The 22,032-nt window shown below is 38.8% G+C and carries 16 protein-coding genes and 1 other annotated feature; of the genes, 3 read left to right on the top strand and 13 right to left on the bottom strand.

All coding sequences use genetic code 11. The annotated features are described in order from the left end of the window. Positions 1-8 precede the first annotated feature (8 nt). Positions 9-1,061, bottom strand: coding sequence for a UDP-glucose--hexose-1-phosphate uridylyltransferase (locus tag EAE90_RS13160; protein WP_036777039.1), 1,053 nt, complete (start codon positions 1,059-1,061; stop codon positions 9-11). A 371-nt stretch (positions 1,062-1,432) separates the two neighbouring features. Between EAE90_RS13160 and EAE90_RS13155 the strand changes: the two genes are divergently transcribed. After that, positions 1,433-3,064: a sodium/sugar symporter gene (locus EAE90_RS13155; protein WP_214053872.1), complete on the top strand. Its 1,632-nt coding sequence runs from the start codon at positions 1,433-1,435 to the stop codon at positions 3,062-3,064. 225 nt (positions 3,065-3,289) lie between these two features. Here EAE90_RS13155 and EAE90_RS13150 read toward each other — a convergent pair whose 3' ends face one another. From EAE90_RS13150 to EAE90_RS13115, 8 genes are all read right to left on the bottom strand, one after another. Then, positions 3,290-5,524: a S8 family serine peptidase gene (locus EAE90_RS13150; protein ID WP_214053871.1), complete on the bottom strand. Its 2,235-nt coding sequence runs from the start codon at positions 5,522-5,524 to the stop codon at positions 3,290-3,292. A gap of 5 nt (positions 5,525-5,529) precedes the next feature. Continuing rightward, positions 5,530-6,636 carry an AAA family ATPase gene (locus EAE90_RS13145; protein WP_214053870.1) on the bottom strand — a complete coding sequence of 369 codons (1,107 nt, stop codon included), beginning with the start codon at positions 6,634-6,636 and terminating at the stop codon, positions 5,530-5,532. Between the two features lie 490 nt (positions 6,637-7,126). Then, positions 7,127-7,687 carry a chorismate mutase gene (locus tag EAE90_RS13140; RefSeq protein ID WP_214053869.1) on the bottom strand — a complete coding sequence of 187 codons (561 nt, stop codon included), beginning with the start codon at positions 7,685-7,687 and terminating at the stop codon, positions 7,127-7,129. 139 nt (positions 7,688-7,826) lie between these two features. After that, complete coding sequence (gene mog, locus EAE90_RS13135) at positions 7,827-8,402, bottom strand: molybdopterin adenylyltransferase (RefSeq protein WP_105398607.1); 576 nt, start codon at positions 8,400-8,402, stop codon at positions 7,827-7,829. 82 nt (positions 8,403-8,484) lie between these two features. Beyond that, positions 8,485-9,438, bottom strand: a complete 954-nt coding sequence (gene tal / locus EAE90_RS13130; protein WP_214053868.1) for a transaldolase — start codon at positions 9,436-9,438, stop codon at positions 8,485-8,487. A gap of 134 nt (positions 9,439-9,572) precedes the next feature. Next, entirely contained in the window at positions 9,573-11,468 is a 1,896-nt protein-coding gene (locus EAE90_RS13125; RefSeq protein WP_214053867.1) for a hypothetical protein, read from the bottom strand. 106 nt (positions 11,469-11,574) lie between these two features. Next, the gene (locus EAE90_RS13120) at positions 11,575-12,081 is read right to left on the bottom strand and encodes a hypothetical protein (protein WP_214053866.1); all 507 of its coding nucleotides are present in this window, start codon (positions 12,079-12,081) and stop codon (positions 11,575-11,577) included. Positions 12,082-12,445: 364 nt separating this feature from the next. Beyond that, the gene (locus tag EAE90_RS13115) at positions 12,446-13,657 is read right to left on the bottom strand and encodes an MFS transporter (RefSeq protein ID WP_214053865.1); all 1,212 of its coding nucleotides are present in this window, start codon (positions 13,655-13,657) and stop codon (positions 12,446-12,448) included. Positions 13,658-14,060: 403 nt separating this feature from the next. Between EAE90_RS13115 and yaaA the strand changes: the two genes are divergently transcribed. Next, positions 14,061-14,837: a peroxide stress protein YaaA gene (yaaA, locus tag EAE90_RS13110; protein WP_214053864.1), complete on the top strand. Its 777-nt coding sequence runs from the start codon at positions 14,061-14,063 to the stop codon at positions 14,835-14,837. Positions 14,838-14,886: 49 nt separating this feature from the next. On the opposite strand, the gene thrC is transcribed toward yaaA, so the two are convergent. The 3 genes from thrC to thrA are packed head-to-tail and all read right to left on the bottom strand — an operon-like array spanning position 14,887 to position 19,580. Beyond that, positions 14,887-16,185 (bottom strand): threonine synthase, encoded by a 1,299-nt coding sequence (gene thrC / locus EAE90_RS13105; protein WP_214053863.1) that lies wholly within the window; start codon positions 16,183-16,185, stop codon positions 14,887-14,889. A gap of 3 nt (positions 16,186-16,188) precedes the next feature. Then, a complete protein-coding gene (thrB, locus tag EAE90_RS13100) occupies positions 16,189-17,139 on the bottom strand; it encodes a homoserine kinase (RefSeq protein WP_214053907.1) in 951 nt (316 codons plus the stop codon). Then, positions 17,121-19,580, bottom strand: coding sequence for a bifunctional aspartate kinase/homoserine dehydrogenase I (gene thrA, locus EAE90_RS13095; protein ID WP_214053862.1), 2,460 nt, complete (start codon positions 19,578-19,580; stop codon positions 17,121-17,123). The genes thrB and thrA overlap by 19 nt, the downstream gene beginning before the upstream one ends. 25 nt (positions 19,581-19,605) lie before the next feature. After that, positions 19,606-19,725, bottom strand: a sequence feature (Thr leader region). Positions 19,726-20,389: 664 nt separating this feature from the next. Between thrA and arcA the strand changes: the two genes are divergently transcribed. Next, positions 20,390-21,106, top strand: coding sequence for a two-component system response regulator ArcA (gene arcA / locus EAE90_RS13090; protein ID WP_214053861.1), 717 nt, complete (start codon positions 20,390-20,392; stop codon positions 21,104-21,106). A gap of 68 nt (positions 21,107-21,174) precedes the next feature. Here the strand turns inward: arcA and creA are convergent, their stop codons facing one another. After that, positions 21,175-21,660, bottom strand: a complete 486-nt coding sequence (gene creA / locus EAE90_RS13085; protein WP_214053860.1) for a protein CreA — start codon at positions 21,658-21,660, stop codon at positions 21,175-21,177. Between the last annotated feature and the right edge of the window lie 372 nt (positions 21,661-22,032).

Here is a 22,032-nt window from a genome sequence, read left to right as displayed (position 1 = left end):
AATGAGCATTATTGCTCTTTATAATGTATATCGCTCACAGCACGCAAAAGCTGAGCTGCTTGCTCTGCCGTTAAATCACGTTGTGTTTCAGCAAACATTTCATAGCCCACCATAAATTTTCGCACAGTGGCCGATCGCAATAATGGCGGATAGAAAAGCGCATGCAGTTGCCAATGTTCAATATCGGTGCCTTGTTCAAAGAACGGAGCAAAATGCCAGCCCATCGAATAGGGAAAAGAGCTATGAAATAAGTTGTCATAACGACTGGTGAGTTTTTTAAGCGCGACCGCCAAATCATCGCGTTGTTCATCCGTTAATTCATTCATACGACGAACACGAATTTTAGGTAACAACATGGTTTCATAGGGCCATACTGCCCAATAAGGCACAACCGCCAACCAATGGATTGTATCGACCACCACCCGTTTACCATCAACTAATTCAGCCTGAACATAATCCATCAATAAATTGGAACCCTGTTCCTGGTAATAAGCACGCAGTTGTTTATCTTTACGCTCAATTTCGTTTGGCAGAAAACTATTCGCCCAAATTTGCCCGTGAGGATGAGGCTGAGAACAGCCCATTGCTTCACCTTTATTTTCAAAAACTTGCACCCAAAGATATTCCTTACCCAGTATTTCAATGTGCTCATTCCAGGTATCAATCAATTGACGAATTTGTTTAACCGGCAATTCTGGCAATGTCTTACTGTGATCGGGAGAAAAACAGATTACGCGACTTAATCCTCTCACCCCCTGTGCTTTAAATAGTGGGTGACATAATGGTGGTACATCAGGTGAATCGGGCATTAAAGCCGAAAAATCATTATTAAAAACAAAGGTTCCTTGATAAGCAGGATTTTTATCACCGGAAATACGTGTATTTGATGGGCAAAGAAAACATTGCTCATCATAGCTCGGGATATTGTCCATCAATGGCTGCTCATCATGCCCATGCCACGGCCGTTTCACCCGATGGGGAGAGACCAAAACCCATTGCCCGGTTAACGGATTATAACGACGATGGGGATGTTCAATAGGATTGAATGCAATTTTGGGCATGGCAGTCTCTTACCTTAATCTATACTTTTCAACACCGGCTGTGGCAATCTTTATTAACACTCGGGCGGACACAGTTTAACAACGGGCATTAACACTAATCTGAGATACCAATCACGCAAATGTAAACGATTACACAAAAAGTTTAAATATAAGCCTAAAAGAGAAATAAGGTGTTCAACTTTGATATATTTTGCAAACATGAGTTAGAATTAACAGTAAATTTACTTAATCTATTAATTAAAACAAATTATTAAGAATTAAGATAAATTACAAATACGATATTTAATAACAATTTTGTGATTCTGATTACATCTCCATCAAATGGTAACGTTTACAATTTAGTATCAAATAAACTGGCCAGGAAAAGAAACATGTCCACGATAGAACACGGTTTAGGCTTGGTAGATATATTGGTATTTATGTTCTATGTCGCCATTATCATCAGCGTGGGGCTTTGGGTATCCAGAAATAAGAAAGGCTCAGACAAAAGCACTGAAGATTACTTCCTGGCAGGTAAATCTTTGCCCTGGTGGACAATAGGCGCCTCACTGATCGCGGCAAACATTTCTGCCGAGCAATTTATTGGCATGTCCGGCTCCGGTTATTCCATTGGTTTAGCAATAGCTTCTTATGAATGGATGGCGGCAATTACATTAATTATCGTAGGTAAATATTTCTTACCTATTTTCATTGAGAAAGGCATTTATACTATTCCCGAATTTGTGGAACAACGGTTTAATAAAAATTTAAAAGCCATTCTAGCGGTGTTTTGGATCTCACTCTATATTTTCGTCAATCTGACCTCTGTGCTTTATTTGGGTGGTTTAGCACTTGAAACCATTCTGAATATTCCATTGATCTATTCCATTATTGGGCTGGCAATTTTTGCCCTGGTTTATTCTATTTACGGCGGCCTCTCGGCTATCGTTTGGACCGATGTTATTCAAGTGTTTTTCCTGATATTAGGGGGATTGCTCACAACATTTATCGCCATCAGCTATATTGGCGGTAGTGACGGTATAATGGCCGGATTTACAAAAATGGTTGATGCAGCGCCAGGACACTTTGAAATGATTTTAGATAAAAGTAATCCTCAATTCATAAACTTGCCTGGTGTTGCTGTACTGATTGGCGGTTTATGGGTTGCTAACCTCTATTATTGGGGCTTCAACCAATACATTATTCAACGTACCCTTGCGGCCAAGTCAGTGCAAGAAGCGCAAAAAGGAATTGTTTTCGCCGCTTTTCTGAAACTTATTCTGCCTTTCTTGGTTGTTGTGCCGGGCATTGCCGCTTACGTGATCACAACATCCCCGGAATTAATGGCAGGTTTAGGCAATCTTGCGCTAAATAATATGCCTGATGCAACGCACGCAGATAAAGCTTATCCGTGGTTAACCCAATTTCTACCTGTAGGTTTTAAAGGTATCGTATTTGCCGCATTAGCAGCCGCTATCGTTTCATCATTAGCGTCAATGCTCAATTCGACCGCCACCATTTTCACTATGGACATTTATAGGGAATATATTGCGCCTGATTCAAGCGACTACAAACTGGTTAATGTTGGCCGTATTTCTGCCATTATTGCCCTGATTATCGCCTGTTTTGTTGCGCCGATGCTTGGCGGTATTAACCAGGCATTCCAATATATTCAGGAATATACCGGTCTTGTCAGCCCCGGTATTTTAGCCGTATTTTTACTTGGCCTGTTCTGGAAAAAAACAACCAGTAAAGGGGCGATAATTGGTGTGGTTTTATCGATACCTTTTGCCTTATTTCTGAAATTTATGCCATTTTCGATGCCATTTATGGATCAAATGCTCTACACATTACTCTTTACGCTGATCGTTATTGCATTCACGAGTTTAAGTACATCAGCTAATGACGATGATCCCAAAGGCATTGTATTAGTTTCATCTATGTTTGCTACCGACCGCAGTTTTAACATTGCGTCTTATGCCATTATGATCATTCTGGCTGTATTGTACGTTGTTTTCTGGTAGTCAATCTCCCACCAATTGAGACTACCGCAAAAAAGTGAAGTGAGCCCCTTAAATCCAACTTCTAGTGTTCACTTCAATTTTTTAAGCGGCATAGAAATGAAAAAGCCTCTCATCTGCGAGGATTGACACGTTACTAACAGTTAATTTACATAGATATGATAGATAGATAAAAAATCTCTAATTCGCCCCTGTATCAAGCAGCTAATACAGGAGGATACTATGTATTTATATTGTATTATCGATATCAATATCTTGCTCAATTATTCCAACTTCAACTTTTGGTCCTAAACGTTGTTTCACTGAGTTATAAATACCAGAATTTTTATCGTGACTTTTAAAAGTTAAGACAAATGATACCTCTTGTTCTGATAGTTCATGGTGTGATGACATATCAAACTGATATAAATCACGAGTAAAAATTCGAGCATAGAGTCTTAACTTCGTATTATCAACGGATACTCCTGAAAAAGATTTGCCATGATGCCTTATCGGGCTCCATTTAGCTAACTCTTGGCGAGACCGAAGTTCTTTTTCTTTAGATTCCTTCATAGTACCAAGAAGATTTTTTACTTTACCGTCGTTACTAATGCTCTGCAAAGAGCACTGTAGCCTAGTAGCAAAATAATTTTCGCCGCCCAGTTCAGAAACCAAGGGTTTTAATATTGCTGTTAATATTATTTCTCCTTTAATTTTTCCATCTTTCAACATTTCAGTAGGTAGAAAAATATCATTCCAATAATATGCAAATCCTGCACGAATTTTACTATTCCAAGCGAGAGTTACTGTCCCTTCATCACAATACCAAGGAAGGTTACTACCTTCTTTCCAAGGTGATCCCCAACCTAGACGCAAATCATGTACACACCTATCAGCTTTATTTATTAACAACGCTCTAACTAAATCAGGAGTAGGTTCTTTTAGATTTTTAAACGCATGGGCTGCTATTGATGAAATAAGAGGCGTACTGTAACTAGTTCCAGTATCTATTACCCCACCAATCATTCGTAACGTTGAAAACCAAGATAGTTCTGGCTTTTTCATCCCTGCTGGAGCAGGCCCTCGCAAGCTCATCGAGCAAGGTGTAGTTGCCATACCATTTTCATCCGCACATCGTCCCGCTATAGTTAAAGCAGATTCACAATCGGCAGGGGGACACAATCTTATACTATTTGATCCACTTACATTACCGATTGAAATAATTGGTAATATGTTAAACTCACGGGCAATTCTATTAACTTCATGCCCTAAATAACTAATTTCCTCATTCGAATAATATGGCTCACTCTCATTAAATGAAAGATTCCATATCTGAGATACCCCATTTGTCTCATTGGCAACATCTCTAAGATAGTTAATAAATTGTTCGGTTGTTGGTTGGATAGCGACTCCTTTTTTATTAATTGCTTGAACGCTAATAAACTTGCACTCCAACTCAGGTAAAGCGAGATTATTATTCCACGCAGATCCTTGGCAAATTACTGAAGTAACCTTATTACCATGCTTTAAATCTGCATCATGCTGATCTACTAATGGAGTAATACTCATTACATTAAAAGGTAAATAAGAAACAGCAGAGCAACCACCATCAACAATTACTACTGTTGGGATATTTTTCAAGTTAGATAAATTAGGTATTGGTTCTTTACCGCTACCTGGTGGCACTGATTTTACTGAAACATGATGCACCGGCTCAATTCTATAAACAATACCAGAGCTAATTAACTTATTAAAATTCTCTAAACTATTTATTACTGTGGTAAATGATAATATTCCGTCGATTAAATACTCATCCAATTTTCTTGGAAAATATCTATTTCCCTTTTTTTGTGTTTCTTCATTTTTAAAAACATTATCAAATTTAGGATGACCAAAACCAATAATATTTTGATTAGCAAACTCTTCAAGTTCTTTCTTAACAGATACTCTTGCTTTTTTATCATGGAATGGTAAAACCCAAACATTGAACTGCTTTTCTACATCATCGAACGCTTCAAAAATAGCTTTTGCCTTTCTTCCTCTTAATACTTGATTTTTATCAAAACCAATAATACTTTCAAGACGAGAAATATCGACTTTAATTCGACCATTTTTCGCTCTTTCTATTTTCTCAATCAAACTAGAGATTTTAGAACCTGATATTTCGACTAGGTATCCATCAAAAGCCGGAGCAACTATTCTTGTTAAATCATCTGTTTCAAATAAATCATCAGGGATCCAAGATGGTGCAAGAGAATCATCAAACATTTTAGCTAATAGATGAATTTTACCTGAATGGGAAACAATACCATCATCTTCGCTAATGTGTCTAAGCTCTTTCGATAGCTTCTTTTTCTGAGCATCTAATCGCGCCCAAATTATATCTTTAGAGTTTTTTCCGCCACCACTCACTGTATTGGGAACTGGCTTATCTAAAAAAGATAGTACAGGATTTAATAAAGGACTTCTAACACCCTCAGCCATAATTCCTACTCCTTGAGATAGCTTGAAATTGTCTGTCTACTTAGTTTCAAAAAACTACCGATTTCAGCCTGAGTAAACAATTTAGTTTCGGAAAGCAAATTAACGATGCTTTTTTTATTATCCGAACTTAACCCTTCTCTGTAAGGTATAATCGAGTTATATGAATCACCCTCAATTATTGCTTGAATGACCGCTATAATATCAATACCCGAATTAGTCAAAATTGCCTGTCTTCTCGCTGCTATTGCTATAGTTTCAATATCTGCTCCGCTTAATCCATCTGATATTATAGATAGTGCTTTTAACTCCTTTGATATGCCCTTGTCTTGGAACAGGAAATGATTCCAAAGAGACTCCCTAACTTCAAGGTTTGGCATACCAAAGCGAATTTTATATGGAAAACGTCGCCAAATCGCGGGGTCTAAAAGATCTGCGTGGTTAGTTGCCGCAATGACTACTGCGCTATCATCCAGTGAATCTAAACCTTGTATCAAAGTATTCACAACACGTTTAAGCTCACCTATTTCGTGCCGATCATCACGTATCTTGGCAACCGCATCAACCTCATCTAATAACAATATGCCATTTCTAGAAGGTACATAATCAAAAATTTGCCTTAAATTCTTAGCTGTATCACCCAATAATGATGATATTACTGAATCTAATCTGACAACGAATAACGGCCTATTTAGTTGAGAAGCAACATGACCAGCAATCAATGTCTTACCGGTACCCGGTGGACCTGATAACAGTAACCCCAATCTTCCTGATAACCCATTTTCAATTAGTTTCTTTTGATGCTTAACACTTTCAATAAAAGCATTAAAAGTAATATTTTCAGACTCGCCCAAAAAAATAGGGGTCACTGACCACTGGTGCTCCTCAATTAGAGGCATTCTTGATTTAGGGTCAACAGGTAAACTATCACTATATCCCGAACTACGAAGTGGAACTCCCTTACGTCTTACTATAGATTTAATTTTTTTGGCAACATCCATATCATCGGCACTGATGGATTTAGCTATTCTATTACTGACACTTCTAACTTCTGTATAATTAGCATCCAAAGACGCTTCTATGAGGGCAACAATGTCCTCAGCAACGATATTCATAACCAACCCCTTAAATATAATGACAATCAAAAATGATTTTTTGTCATGCCAATATGCATGAATGTCATGAATAATGTCGATTTTGTCAACCTAAAAAACAAATTATCGCCACAATTACAGGCAGGAGTTAAGAAAAAAGCTTAGTCTTTAGGTTCGGTTTTGTCAGCACACTGGCTTTTACGCTGTATACGTCAAATTTAACTTCCGAGGAGTTACCATCAATAAGATATAAGGCGCAAGTTCGCCCGTAGGAGATTACTTTTAACATATGACGTTCAGCGAAAAACTATAAGGTCGCTTTAATCTGAGAGGTATCAAGCCCTGTACAACATTATCAGTGTCTCGTGCATCGGGCAGGGTTATCTGCATACCGAAACAGATTGTTGCTGTACGTATTACTGGTAGCTTGAAAAAACGTAAAGCAAATCTAGTTCCAAAGGCTCACTTCAAAAAGACCGCCTTTTCTTGCTAAAGAGCGAGGGACTGTGATTTATTTTAATTTTACTTTCTCAAGCGCCGCGAAAATTTGCTGCTTATCTAAATCTCTTAAGTTATGTTGTTGAATATTCTTCATAAACATTTCTTTGTCAGAAGCGCTTATTTTCTCTCCGGCTTTGAGTAAGATCGCAATTTGTTGGAAGATTTCCGCATTCAACCCACTAATTTTAATCCGAACATCATCTAGCGACTTCGGTTGCCAACCATTTTCAGGAACTGACAACCAATCAGCTCGATAACGATATTGAATCGCCTTTGCAGCATCCATCTGGATTATAATGAACGGCCTAACTGATTCCCCGCTTAACCCGAATGATTCAGCCTCACTTATTGATTTAGCAAGAACCTTCTCTTCTTGAGCCAAAACTTCAACAGGTAAATGATTCTCAGCCTTGTATCCTGCCACATCTTTCATGTAAGAGAGACGCTGATTAATCAACTGAGCTACCGTGGTCTTTGCCTCCATTGCTAACGTCACCGTTGGCGCCATTGCGCTCATAACCAATGCCAAACCAACAATAAAGCCAGTCCTTACTTTTTTTGGCCGTTGCATTTTTTCACCCCGAAATTTATTCCAAACAAACTAATCAACATACCAAATGAATTATAGACTTATAATGTTGAAGTTGCCTTTTTATAGGTAGCGGATAAAAGTTCGATTTTTTTACTCTTTCTACTAGTTAGCCCATTGCTCAGCGCCGAGCACTTTTCGGTCTAAAAGCTGCGACTACCTTATCATCGGTCTCCACATACGGGCCATCCAGCAATTGGATACAATATGGCACACTGGCAAAAATACCGGATACCAGAACTTTGCCGTTTTCGTCTTTCAAGCCTTCCAACGTTTCTGCGATTGCTTTTGGCTGCCCCGGCAAGTTCAAAATCAGCGCCTGTTTGCGGATAACACCAACCTGACGAGATAAAATTGCCGTTGGAACAAATTGCAAACTAATCTGACGCATCTGTTCGCCATAACCCGGCATTTCACGGTCTGCAACCGCTAATGTGGCATCAGGCGTCACATCTCGGCGGGCCGGGCCGGTTCCACCGGTTGTTAAAACCAGATGACAGCCGATTTCATCCACCAATTCACACAAGGTTTGTTCAATGATGATCTGCTCATCCGGGATCAGGCGAGTCTCTATCTGAAAAGGGGTGGTAATCGCCCTTTTTAGCCACTCTTCCAATGCCGGAATTCCTTTGTCCTGATAAATACCGCTTGATGCACGATCAGAGACGGATACCAGACCAATGCGCAATTCATTCATATAAACCTCAATTAACTAACATAGCAAAAAGGCGGCCAATTATGCCGCCTTTAAAGCTAGAAGAATAGCTTATCGCCTATCATTACAGCAGATCAGCGATCATCTTCTCAAGTTTGCCCTGATCAATAGCAAATTTACGAATACCATCCGCCAGTTTTTCTGTTGCCATTGCATCCTGATGATGTTCCCAGTAGAACTGAGCTTCATTCAATGGCTCTGGACGCGCTTTCATTTCACCGGTATAAGCCAGTTTACGTTCAACTTCACCCTGAGCTTCGGACAGTTCTTTCAACAGCGCAGGGGCAATAGTCAAACGGTCACAACCCGCCAATTCCAAGATCTCACCGGAATTACGGAAACTTGCTCCCATAACTACAGTGTCATAGCCATGTTGTTTATAGTATTGGTAGATTTCAGTCACAGAAATGACGCCAGGATCTTCGTGTGGAGCGAACTCTTTCTGATCGCTGTTCGCTTTATGCCAGTCAAGAATACGGCCAACGAATGGCGAAATCAGATAAACCCCGGCTTCCGCACAAGCACGCGCCTGAGCAAAGGAGAACAGTAGTGTCAGGTTACAGTTAATTCCCTCTTTTTCTAACTGTTCAGCCGCGCGGATACCCTGCCAGGTTGAAGCCAATTTGATCAGAATCCGATCATTGCTGATACCTGCCTCGTTATACAACTTAATCAGGCGTTTAGCTTTGGCAACACTGCGTTCAGTGTCATAAGACAAACGGGCATCAACTTCTGTCGAAATACGGCCAGGGATCAGTTTGAGAATTTCCAAGCCAATATTTACCGCCAATTTATCACTAGCATCCACAATCTGCTGCTCGCGGGAATCGCTCTGTTCACGCGCCCACGCAATTGCTTCATCAATTAATTTACGGTATTCAGGAATCTGTGCAGCGTTAAGGATCAGAGATGGGTTAGTTGTCGCATCTTGTGGCTGATAAAGTTTCATCGCCGCAATATCCCCAGTATCTGCTACTACTGTTGTCAGTTTACGCAGGGAGGTTAGTTTATCGGTCATTTTGTCATATCTCATCGTTATGCGTGAAATTGTGGCATTGTTATTGAGCCATCCACTGATAATAACACGGTAAGACCTTGCTGCAAGGCGGTAAAAACGATCACTCGCAGTCATTCACTCTGTAACCAACCTTTTCATACCACTTCGCTAATGTTCAATATTGAACCAATAGTTTCCATGTGTGAGACAACGATTATTTTCTTATTTTTATCAATTCTATTTATTAATTTCCTACAATCAAACTCATCAAATATAATTACCGCTGAATCCGAGTTATTGAGATAGTCTAAAAATCTATCATTTGCTAAATAGGAATCAAAATTATGGTCTATATATATGTATCCTTTTATTTCAGATAATTTCTTAAGAAAAAAGGTTTTACCACTGCCATTATTTCCTACTAATTGTACAATTCTATGTTTTTCCAATTTTTGCTCTAAAATTGATAATTTAGAAGATAAATTTCTCTTTTTATAATAAACATTGTAGTGTTCAGTTATTCTTTTAATAGATACAGTTTCTGACAAATATCCAAATATGGCAAAATAAAAAATGACTATTCTACTATCTAAGTTTATAGCAGCAGTAATATTATCTGCTTCAAAACTGGGATATAAAGAATAAAAGATCATTAAACTAGATATTATCAGACCTAATATAGAAGCCAAAGAATTAATTAAATATCGTTGCGATGCTATGGTATATAAACAATGTATTCCAGATAGAATAGTAGCTCGACAAAAACGATTAGCCAGATGACACTGAGGTAACTTTTTAATATAAGAAAAGCGAATTGATAAAGCATGCAACTCTTTATAGTGTTTATTTCTATTATGCCTGTACACAGGATACAATAAATAAACGCTAGTAAACAATATAAATATAGCACCAAACATAACCATAAAATTATCAGAATTAAGGAATAACAATACAGTTCCGACAAATATCGAACCAAACCAGAAAACATCCTTGGCATACATGGTAAATCTATTTATTATTACATTATATTCATGCTTAAATAAGTTGAAGCCTTCCGACCTAAAGTTGCTTTTAATAGAACTATATATATCTTGTCTTGCTTTTTTTCTTATCTTAAGCTCTATTAAGTATGATCCTACAATCAATGAAATCATACCTAATAGAGATATAGATATGATCTTATAGGTCTCACTGTCATATTCATTATATGTAATTCTGCCCAACTCGAATAACGAAAAACTAGCAATGAATAATAGTATAATCCCAATTACAGAGTTATAACTAAAAACATATAGAAACTGAGAGAATTTTGATTTATTAATCTTATAACCTTCACCTAATACAATACTATTATCTGACGTCGATTTTATAGGTTTATTTTTTGTTTCCAATTCAATATTATTAAGTTTATGCGAAAATGATAATATAATATCAATTTCATACTCTGCCTTTATTTTTGAAATTATACTTTCTAAATCAAATAATAAGTTAGAATCCCAACCAGCGCTATTTACATCAAAATAAATATGGCCTCTATAATTATCAATGATAGCCATATATATATTCCTTACCGCAAAAATAAGATTCAATTGCCCTCTTGACAGATCTCCAATGCTTGAACTCAGATCAATATATTTATGAATTTGAAAAACTTCATAACTTAACTTATTTAATATGCTTCTATTGATTAGCTCTTTTGATAAATATATATTCCCCAGAATAGTTTTATCAATAAAACCCTGTGTACCATCTAAATCATAATATTTCTCTGGCTTGCATCGATAATTTTTATATCGCCTAATAATTGACAATTTAGCCAGATAACCATCATAAAATGGCGTTAGTAATCTAACTAAACCAAGATATTCACCAACCAAGATTAGAGAATATAAAAGAATTAGCAACTTATCACTATTATCTATTTCCTTACCAATTAAAATGAGAAATAAAACAGGAATAACTTTTAAAAATGCATTTGAGGAAATATCTACAGCTCTCCACAATGAATCAATACATTTTATTTTTTCTTCAATATTAATAATTCTATTCAAATTTAAAAGTTTCCCTCCCTGATACCCAGTTAATAATATAGCAGACAGAGACTCAAAATTATCCCCAATAAATCCGTATCTCCGTTTCCTTATCTTTGCTAGTTGCTTAGAGAGATAGGCTCGTTTTTTTAAATAGAAAAAAGGATAATAGTATTAATATAGGATATAAAGATAATAAGCCAACTGTTCCCCCTTCTACATTAATGACCATTAGAATGGAGAGATAAATGAAACAGATTAACTTAGATATCATCAAAACCACACTAGTATCATAGGTGGAATAATTTACAATATCATGTTCATTCTGCTGAGCATCTTCTTTACTAGTAAAACAACCACCAAATGTTGAGAGAATATAAGCCTGTTTTTTAGTGATGAGAAATAGACTTAGATTATTAATCACACTCAAGACAGGTCTTAATATTACAATTAAGAAAATAATCAGGCCCACTCTATCCGTATCTAAACCACCAGTCAAAGGAAGCGTTATTATATAAATCAATATGAAAAATGAAAAAAAAGAAGATAATAAATTAATTATTACCTCAATAGGAAACAGAATTAAGGTACTATATTGCTTTATTAAATTATTCTTAATTGAAGAGATATTCATTTGCTACCTTATTTTATTTTTTAATAGCTAAATTTGGATCTTCTTTGCGCCCTGAATTAGTTATAAAAATGATATCAGTTCCTGAAAAATCATTCTTAAAAACTTTATTTTCGTTTACTTGTTTAAGTAAGCTTACTAATTTAGCTCTTTCTCCTTTAAAGGGCGAATATTTAAATTATTTCAATATCGTTAGTCAATGATAATCTGTCAGATATGAGGTAAATATCTCATAAATTATGCTTTATATACTTATTACTCAAACAACGATTTTTCTGTGTCGTGAATATTAGAAAAAACACCGAGATAAAGAATTCACTGAATTCAGTAACTTGAAACCATTGCCAATCATTTCATACAAAATAAATTACTTCAATGTTATTTTATCCTCAACATCAGCGCTTATTTTCTTTGCAACAAAAACTGAACTCAAAGAGCACATTGCAAAAAAGATAAATAAAATACTACTTCCTAGCAAAGGGATTAATCCTATTATTATAAGACCAAAGGCTGACTGGTAACTTCTTGAAATTGCATCCGAAGACGATATTATTCTCGCAAAATATTTTTCTGGAGTCAGCTCTTGCCCTGATGTATAGAGAGATATCCTTAAAAAAGAGAGTCCGATAAAAATAAGCATAGTTCCTAAAGTATAAAATAACAGGACAATTTTTGATAAAGGTATAGCCCAAAGAATACTCCCAACTGCAATTAACAGAGAACCCAGAAAGAAAGATTTTTTTAATTTACTTATATTAAAATAGTAGCTAGAAAAATAAGATCCAAATAACATTGAAACAGAAGCTAAAAAGGAAAAATAAGCAATTAAATCAGAAAAAGAAAATGAATGTAATCCACTAAATAAAGAGACAATTGTTGTATAGTTAGACGTCATTATATAGGTTGAAATCACTTGGTATGATACCATTGCAGTTAAAATACTTATCCTAAACAACAATATATTTCTCTGAACATTATTCTTGATAATATATTCTAAACCACCATACTTCATAGAAATATCTTTTCCCTTTATTTTAGCTCCCCAATCTCCGATAAAAAAGAGAAATATAATTGATAAAATAAAACACATTGATTCAACAAGAAATAATGATCGTATTGAAATTATATTTATCAAAAAAACGGCTATCAATGGAGAAGATATAGAGAGCAACCCATAATAGAATTGTTGCTTTGATATAAAAGCAACTCTTTCTTCTGAGCTGACAAATACCTGGTATGCCACTGACCTTATCGATATATTCAAACCTGAAAAAAATGATAGGAGAAAAGATATGAAAAATAATAAATATATATTATTGACAAATACAGCAAGAAATATTGTTACTGCCCGGAAGAAATCCGAAGTAATACAAATATCCCGCATACTAAACCGAGCAGTTAACCCACCAATAACTACAAAAACTAATATACTCGCTGTTAACCTTACAGATACCATTAAAGACGTATCTATCTCGGACTTGGTAATTGAATATACAAGTGAAAGAAGCGCTATTTCACTTATTCCTGCACCAAAGATAGATATTATATCCGAGGATAATAGCTTATTTTTATTCTCCATATCTTATCCTATTTATATTTTATTTATCCAATCGATTTCATTAATGGTATTTCCCCGATTTCAATTAAATAAGAAGCCGTAATTTTGTACACTTTCTTATTTTTAGTAATAATTACTCTATTATAATCCAAGAAAAATAGATCAAATTCACAAAAATTAATATTTTAATAAGCCAAAAAACTTTATTTAAATTTATATATAAAATTAAACAAAAATATAACTTTATAAATTATTTAAATATTTTTAACGTTAATGGCAGTATCGATCAATAAAATGGAATGCAAAATTATCAGCTTGTTACCCTACAGATACCACGCACACAGTTTCCGCTATCGTCGTGATTAATTCTTTATTATCCTATCTTCTGTTAAAGTATCCTCATCTGAACAACCGGGACGATATTATGCTTATTACTATTTCACCTGCAAAAACCCTTGATTATGAAAGCCCGCTTGCCACGGAAGAATATAGCCAACCAGAATTACTCGACCAATCACAGCAGTTAATCAGTATTTGTCGCGAACTGACGCCTGCCCAAATTTCGAGTTTGATGGGTATCAGCGATAAACTTGCCGGCCTGAATGCCGCTCGTTTTGGTGAATGGCATGCTGATTTCACGCCAGAAAATGCCCGTCAGGCTATTCTGGCATTTAAAGGTGATGTTTATACCGGTATGCAGGCTGAATCTTTCTCCAATAAGGATTTTGATTTTGCTCAGAATCATCTGCGTATCTTATCTGGCCTTTATGGTGTACTCCGTCCGTTGGATCTGATGCAGCCTTACCGGCTGGAAATGGGGATCAAGCTGGAAAATAAACGCGGTAAAGATCTCTACGCTTTCTGGGGAGATCTCATCACAGAAAAACTCAATGAAGCTTTAGAACAACAAGGTGATAATGTGTTGGTTAATCTGGCTTCTGATGAATATTTCAAATCCGTGAATACGAAAAAGTTAGCCGGTAAAATTATCAAACCTGTATTCCTCGATGAGAAAAACGGTAAGTATAAAATCATTAGTTTTTATGCGAAAAAAGCCCGCGGGCTAATGAGCCGGTTTATTATTCAGAATCAATTAACGCAAACTGACCGTCTGGTGGAGTTTAATCTGGATGGCTACGCCTTTGATGAATCGTTATCCAAAGGAAATGAGCTGGTATTTAAGCGCCCTGAACAACATTAAGACCTTATTATCAATAATAAACGCCGCATGATCTGTGCGGCGCCCACTTTCATAATGACTTGGGTGCTCTTTCCATCAGGAAAGCTCGCAACCTAGCAAAATCTGCCGGTAGGTAATGGGACAGCAGCTCCAGATCAGCCCGTTCTGCCAAAGCTTTGGGCAATGGTAATTCCTCCCCCAGAATCTGTTCCACACTCTCTTTAAATTTCGCTGGATGAGCCGTACCGAGAAATAATCCGTATTCACCGTCTTGTAATTGATCACGCAGAACACGATAAGCAACCGCGGCATGAGGTTCAGAGATATAACCCAGTTTAGCCAGTTCCTGAATCGTCTCTTTTGTCACGTCATCACTGACTACACCATATCCCAATTCACTCAACGGCCAGGATTTACGACAAAACAGCGCTTCAATCCGTGGCCAATTGTTTGGCTGGCTCACATCCATTGCGTTGGAAAGCGTGGCAACGGTCTGATGAGGCAACCATTTTCCACCCTCTAGATAACGTGGAACCGTATCGTTAACATTAGTGGCAGCGATAAAACGTTTTACTGGCAATCCCATCGATTTTGCCAATAAACCCGCGGTCAAATCACCAAAATTCCCACTCGGTACAGAGATAACCAGTTGTTCGCGTTTATCTTCTGGTAGCTGAGCAACCGCTTCAAAATAGTAGCAAATTTGCGCCAACAAACGGCTGATGTTAATTGAGTTGGCTGAATTGAGATACAGAGCTTGTTTCAACTCTTGATCATCAAACGCTTGTTTAACCAACGCCTGGCAATCATCGAAATCGCCATCAATCGCCACCGTGTGAATATTACCGCCCAAGGTACAAAACAGTTTCTCCTGTAACGGGCTGATTTTGCCCTGTGGGTAGAGGATCACCACCTGTACATTATTCAAACCATAAAAGGCGTGCGCTACTGCTGCCCCCGTATCGCCGGAAGTCGCCGTCAGGATGGTTACTGGCTGCTCACCAGCAACTTGTGCCAACATTTGCGCCATAAAACGACCGCCAAAATCCTTAAATGCCAGAGTTGGGCCGTGGAATAATTCCAACGTTGCAACATCATTTTCTACTTTGGCAACAGGCGCCGGAAAAGTAAAAGCATGCTGAACTCGTGTCGCCAGTTGTTCTGGCGGAATTTCTTCGCCAATAAACGCTGAAAGAATGCGACTGCTGCGAGTAACAAAATCCAGTTTCAACAGTTGGTCAATTTCTTCACGGCTAAATTCCGGTAAATCTTGCGGGAAGAAAAGCCCTTGCTGTTTGCCCAACCCCTGTTTAACTGCCTGTGCAAAATTTACCTGCTCGCTGTTGTCTTTTAAGTTATACAGTTTCATCAGTTACCCTATCTGTCGTGCGCCTGCGAGATCCAGACGGCAAATGTGTACAAAACCTTCATCATTCTGAACATAATGCTGTTGCAGCCATTTAGCCATTTCTTCTGCGGTCGCCATATCATTACAAATGGAGAACAAGGTCGGCCCAGAACCAGAAATACCACACGCCAATGCTCCTATCCGTTTCGCGGTTTCACGAGCCTTAGCAAAACCCGGCAGTAGTTGAGTACGATATGGTTCAGCCACCACATCTTTCATCAATTTGGCTGCCAGATCGGGTTGCCGTGTATGACAAGCATGAATAAAGCCAGCAAGAAAACGGCCATGATCGATAACATCCTGCTTCGAATATTCCACAGGTAAAATCGCTCTGGCTTCTGCGGTAGAAACTTTAATGCCCGGATAAGCCATCACCCATAACCACTCATCAAACGAAGGTACCGGCTGACAGATAATATCCCCCTGCTCCATGATCAGTTGTAAACCTCCGAGATAACATGGTGCGACGTTATCATAGTGAATACTGCCGGAAATGCGTCCTTCCAGTTCCCCCATCATTGCCAGTAACTGGTTTTCACTAAACGGAAGACCTGCAAATTCATTCAGCGCCATCAAGCCAGCAACAACAGAACAAGCGCTAGAGCCAAGACCAGAGCCAATTGGCATATTTTTTTCCAGCGTCATTGCCACAGGTAATTGTTTACCCAAATGCTGACAGAATAATTGCCAGCATTGATAAACGATGTTGTGCTCCAGATTCTCAGGTAACTTCCCCACAAACAGCCCTTCATTATGCAAACTGAAGCTCTCTGCTGCCCGGACAGTAACGCAATCACCTAATAAAGTACCATCAATCGGAGAGACCGCCGCCCCCAGTACATCAAACCCAACACTGACATTGCCAACAGAGGCAGGCGCATAGATTTTAATCACAATTAAACTCCCTGTTTCCAGGACAAGGTACGCAGCATATCTGCGAACACACCTGCGGCAGTAACATCATTACCCGCCCCGTATCCCCGCAGTACCAGCGGTATTGGCTGATAGTAACGTGTGTAGAATGCCAACGCATTTTCGCCATTTTTGACTTTATAAAGCGGATCATTGCCATCTACTGCGGCGATTTTCACCTTACAACGACCATCTTCAATTATGCCAACATAGCGCAACACTTTTCCCTGTCCTTTGGCTTCTGCCACACGCTGGCTGAATACCTGATCAAGAGAGGGTAAACGCTCAAGGAAAGTATCCACACCACCACTGTTATCAAAGGAAGCTGGCAGTACAGGCTCCACATCAATATCATCCAGTTCAAGTTCATAACCTGATTCACGAGCGAGGATCAACAGCTTACGAGCAACATCCATGCCGGACAGATCATCGCGCGGATCAGGTTCGGTATAACCCTTCTCTTTTGCCAGTAACGTCGCCTGAGATAGCGACATTCCTTCATCCAGCATACCGAAAATAAAAGAGAGAGAACCGGAAAGAATGCCATTGAACTGAATCAGTTCATCACCCGCATTAAGCAGGTTTTGTAAGTTTTCAATAACCGGCAGGCCAGCCCCGACGTTAGTGTCATACAGAAATTTACGTTTAGATTTCTCTGCCGCCTTACGAATCTGATGGTAATAAGCCATCGACGATGTATTGGCTTTTTTATTCGGCGTGACCACGTTAAAGCCATCACTCAAGAAACTGGCGTATTGATCAGCAATTTGCTGATTAGAGGTACAATCCACGATCACCGGGTTCAGCAAATGGTACTCTTTTTCCAAACGGATCAGACGACTCAAACTAAAAGGTTCTTTGGCCTCTGATAAACATTGCTGCCAATTATCAAGGCAAATACCTCTCATGTCCGTCAACATAGCCCGTGAATTAGCAATACCACATACTCGTAAATCAATGTGCTTTTGCTTCAACCAAGTTTGCTGACGACGGATCTGCTCAATTAAAACACTGCCGACACCACCAACACCAACGACAAAAACTTCGATCACCTGATCGGTATTAAATAACATCTGATGGCACAAACGAACGGCGGTCGTTGCCACTTCATTATCGATAACCGCGGAGATAGAACGTTCAGAAGACCCCTGTGCGATGGCAACGATATTGATATTACCGCGCGCCAATGCAGAGAAGAAACGGGCAGAGATGCCACGCAAGGTACGCATTCCATCGCCAACAACAGAGATAATGGAAAGATTTTCCATCACATCCAAAGGATCAAGAACCCCCTCTTTCAGTTCAAGATAGAATTCTTCACTCAGCGCCTGACGCGCACGCTCCAATTCACGTTGAGGCACACAGAAGCTGATGCTGTATTCTGAAGATGACTGAGTAATCAGCACAACCGAGATCCCTTTGCGAGACATGACAGCAAACACCCTGGCCGCCATACCCACCACCCCTTTCATACCCGGCCCTGATACGTTAATCATTGCCATACTGCTCAGGTTGGTAATCCCTTTTACCGGCGTACTTTCATCTTTCTGCCCGTCACCTATAAGTGTTCCCGGCGCATCTGGATTGGCGGTATTTTTAATCAAACACGGGATCTGAAATTGAGCAATCGGGGCAATAGTCCGCGGATGCAACACCTTGGCGCCGAAATAAGAGAGTTCCATCGCTTCCTGATAGGACAAGCCTTTTAGTAACCGCGCATCCGGCACAACTCTGGGATCACAGGTATAAACGCCATCCACATCGGTCCAGATTTCGCAACATGTCGCCCGCAAACAAGCCGCTAAAACAGCAGCGGAATAGTCAGAACCATTACGCCCCAAGACAACGAGTTCCCCTTTATCATTTCCGGCCGTAAATCCCGCCATCAGAACAATATGGTCATCAGGAATATTCAGAGAAGCAATGCGCTTCGTAGACTCGTTGATATCTACCGTAGATTCAAGGTAATGACCTTGCGCCAACAAATTTTCTACCGGATCAATCACCGTGACCTTGTTACCACGCGCCTGCAATACAGACTCCATGATTGCGATAGAGAGTTTCTCCCCGCGACAAATCAGGGAAGCGTTAATGCTATCCGGGCATTGCCCCAGTAACGAAATACCATGCAGAACCTGTTTCAATTGAGCAAATTCTTGCTCAACCATCATTTTTAACCGTTCATAAGCAAAACCAGGTTGCTCCTGCGCCAATCTCTGTAATAAATCAGCAAAGATCTGCTCAGCATCATGCATATGGGTAATGATCTCTTGCCCGGCTACCGTTTTTTCAATCATCGCCACTAAATGATTGGTAATTTTTGCCGGTGCGGAAAGCACCAACGCAACTCCGCCTTGGGAAAGTTTTTTTTCTGCAATATCGGCAACGCTCAGCACACGCTGGTGATTAGCGACCGAAGTTCCTCCAAATTTAAGCACTCGCATTAACATTTTTCTCCTGATTCCGCGCCAAAAAAAAGCCCGCATCTGATTTGGATGCGGGCTTTTTTCTCTATTTTATGTATGCGTCAGCCCGCCCCGCAACCTGTGGTTCCGGTGGTGATAATAATTGTGGTTTTCAGGCTGATAGTTTGCATAGGTTCCTGTCTGTCATTTAATGGGTTTGACCCTATATTGGTTAAATGAATTTGTGCACAAAGTCAAACATTTTCTCTAAACAATCTTATTTTTTTGATATTTTTAGTACTGGAATAATTCATCTCATGGTCATCAAGACAAACAAATATTTCTTGTTGAAGCCAATTTTTCAGTTATTAAATCCATTTTTAACAAAATTAACAATATATTTTATCTTTTCGTAAAAATCAGCTATTTTTATTCACTGACGAACTCATCAGAGATTATTTTCCGTACAAAACCACCCGATGCATTAACAGAAATTTGTCATTTGCATGACAGAATACAAGGTATAAAATAACCAATATAAATAATATTAACGTGCTACAATCAATTTTGATGTACGTCAATAAAAGGTAGTTTTTTTAGATGGTAAATGCATTGCAAGCTGTTATATTGCTGTTAATGGACTAACATAACACTGTTTAACCAGTTTTTTGGGTATATACCCACCAAAGGAAAAGCAACTTTTACTTTCAGTGTAAAACATATCAATAAATGTTATTACTGATTTAAGCTATAATTTCAGTGATGACAAATAATAACCAGTAAATATCCTGAGATAAGAGTAGTTTGAATCATTCTGATTTATTTTTAAGCGATTCTAGGTAGCAACCATGCAAACCCCGCACATTTTGATTGTTGAAGACGAAATTGTCACTCGCAATACCCTAAAAAGCATTTTCGAAGCTGAAGGGTATATAGTTTATGAAGCCACCGATGGTTCAGAGATGCACCACATTCTGTCAAACAATGACATTAATTTGGTGATTATGGACATCAACCTTCCAGGCAAAAATGGCTTGTTGCTTGCCCGCGAACTGCGTGAGCAAGCAAATGTGGCCCTGATGTTCCTGACCGGCCGTGACAACGAAGTAGACAAAATCCTTGGCTTGGAAATTGGTGCTGATGATTACATCACCAAACCATTTAATCCGCGTGAATTAACTATTCGCGCCCGCAACCTGCTTTCTCGTACCATGAATCTGAGTAATATCAACGAGGAACGTCGCCAGGTTGAGAGCTATAAATTCAACGGTTGGGAATTAGATATCAATAGCCGTTCTCTGATCAGCCCGGCGGGAGAGCAGTATAAATTGCCACGCAGCGAGTTCCGCGCCATGCTCCATTTCTGTGAAAATCCAGGCAAAATCCAAACACGCGCAGATTTACTGAGAAAGATGACCGGTCGTGAATTGAAACCTCATGACCGTACCGTTGATGTAACGATTCGTCGCATCCGTAAACATTTCGAATCGACGCCAGATACGATGGAAATCATCGCCACCATTCACGGTGAAGGCTATCGTTTCTGTGGTGATTTGGAAGCATAACTTGAACTATCTGGTAAGCCTGTAAAAATGACAGGATGGGATATCCCTGTAGGACCCCATCCTGCCCCTCAATTTTCTATCGCCTTCCACGGCATAATCGGTACAGCACTGATCGCATTCTTCGGTGAACCATCGATCATCTTATCGGAATATGTCAGATAGACTAATGCATTACGGTTTGCATCATAGAAACGGACGACTTGAAGTTTTTTAAACACCAGTGAAGTTCGCTTCTGGAAAACCACCTGACCTTTTTTACTGCTCTTTTTAATCTTGTCTGTTAGTTCAATCTCTCCAACCTGCTGACAAGAAATCGCCGCATCAGAAGTATCTTCCGCAAGTCCTAAGCCCCCTTTTATTCCGCCTGTTTTTGCCCTGCTCAGGTAGCAAGTCACATTTTTAACATCAGGATCATCAAACGCTTCCACGACAATTTTGTGATCAGGCCCGATAAATTTGAAAACAGTGTCTACCGAGCCAATCTCTTCAGCCTGAGTCGTCACAGGTATGAACAACAATGTTGTTGTTACTAGTATCTTTATGATTTTTAACATATATAATCTCGTGCCTTAATTAATTCAGCGTAAAATCTCACCGCCGAGATACCAAATAGTCGGTAATACCCTCTAATAACAATAATTACATATTAGAATAATTTCACAAAGTAATGAGTGAAATAATAATACGAATAAGTATCCTATTGTAAATATAAGACTTGTTTTACACTTAGTGCTTATATCCAGTAGAGTTATTGTTGAATGCCACGCTTGTCAATAAATTATGAACACCAACAGCACGCAGACACCGAACAGAGATGCAAACATAGGAATGATTCGTTTTACTCACTCTGTAAACCTGTTCATGTGGCAAACAAAATAGCCTAGTAGTATGAGTTCTTATATTGTTCTTTCTGGTCTTAACGACTA

Source organism: Photorhabdus caribbeanensis, assembly GCF_018448885.1.
Lineage (GTDB): Bacteria > Pseudomonadota > Gammaproteobacteria > Enterobacterales > Enterobacteriaceae > Photorhabdus > Photorhabdus caribbeanensis.
Note: the sequence above shows the minus strand (reverse complement) of the source record. Positions and strands in the feature narration are given on the sequence as shown.

Coding starts and splice junctions, on each gene's coding strand:
- creA (WP_214053860.1), bottom strand. CDS start 21,660: ATGTTAAAAATCATAAAGATACTAGTAACAACAACATTGTTGTTCATA.
- tal (WP_214053868.1), bottom strand. CDS start 9,438: ATGACCGATAAACTAACCTCCCTGCGTAAACTGACAACAGTAGTAGCA.
- thrA (WP_214053862.1), bottom strand. CDS start 19,580: ATGCGAGTGCTTAAATTTGGAGGAACTTCGGTCGCTAATCACCAGCGT.
- arcA (WP_214053861.1), top strand. CDS start 20,390: ATGCAAACCCCGCACATTTTGATTGTTGAAGACGAAATTGTCACTCGC.
- EAE90_RS13120 (WP_214053866.1), bottom strand. CDS start 12,081: ATGAATATCTCTTCAATTAAGAATAATTTAATAAAGCAATATAGTACC.
- EAE90_RS13160 (WP_036777039.1), bottom strand. CDS start 1,061: ATGCCCAAAATTGCATTCAATCCTATTGAACATCCCCATCGTCGTTAT.
- mog (WP_105398607.1), bottom strand. CDS start 8,402: ATGAATGAATTGCGCATTGGTCTGGTATCCGTCTCTGATCGTGCATCA.
- thrC (WP_214053863.1), bottom strand. CDS start 16,185: ATGAAACTGTATAACTTAAAAGACAACAGCGAGCAGGTAAATTTTGCA.
- yaaA (WP_214053864.1), top strand. CDS start 14,061: ATGCTTATTACTATTTCACCTGCAAAAACCCTTGATTATGAAAGCCCG.
- EAE90_RS13155 (WP_214053872.1), top strand. CDS start 1,433: ATGTCCACGATAGAACACGGTTTAGGCTTGGTAGATATATTGGTATTT.
- EAE90_RS13145 (WP_214053870.1), bottom strand. CDS start 6,636: ATGAATATCGTTGCTGAGGACATTGTTGCCCTCATAGAAGCGTCTTTG.
- EAE90_RS13140 (WP_214053869.1), bottom strand. CDS start 7,687: ATGCAACGGCCAAAAAAAGTAAGGACTGGCTTTATTGTTGGTTTGGCA.
- EAE90_RS13150 (WP_214053871.1), bottom strand. CDS start 5,524: ATGGCTGAGGGTGTTAGAAGTCCTTTATTAAATCCTGTACTATCTTTT.
- EAE90_RS13115 (WP_214053865.1), bottom strand. CDS start 13,657: ATGGAGAATAAAAATAAGCTATTATCCTCGGATATAATATCTATCTTT.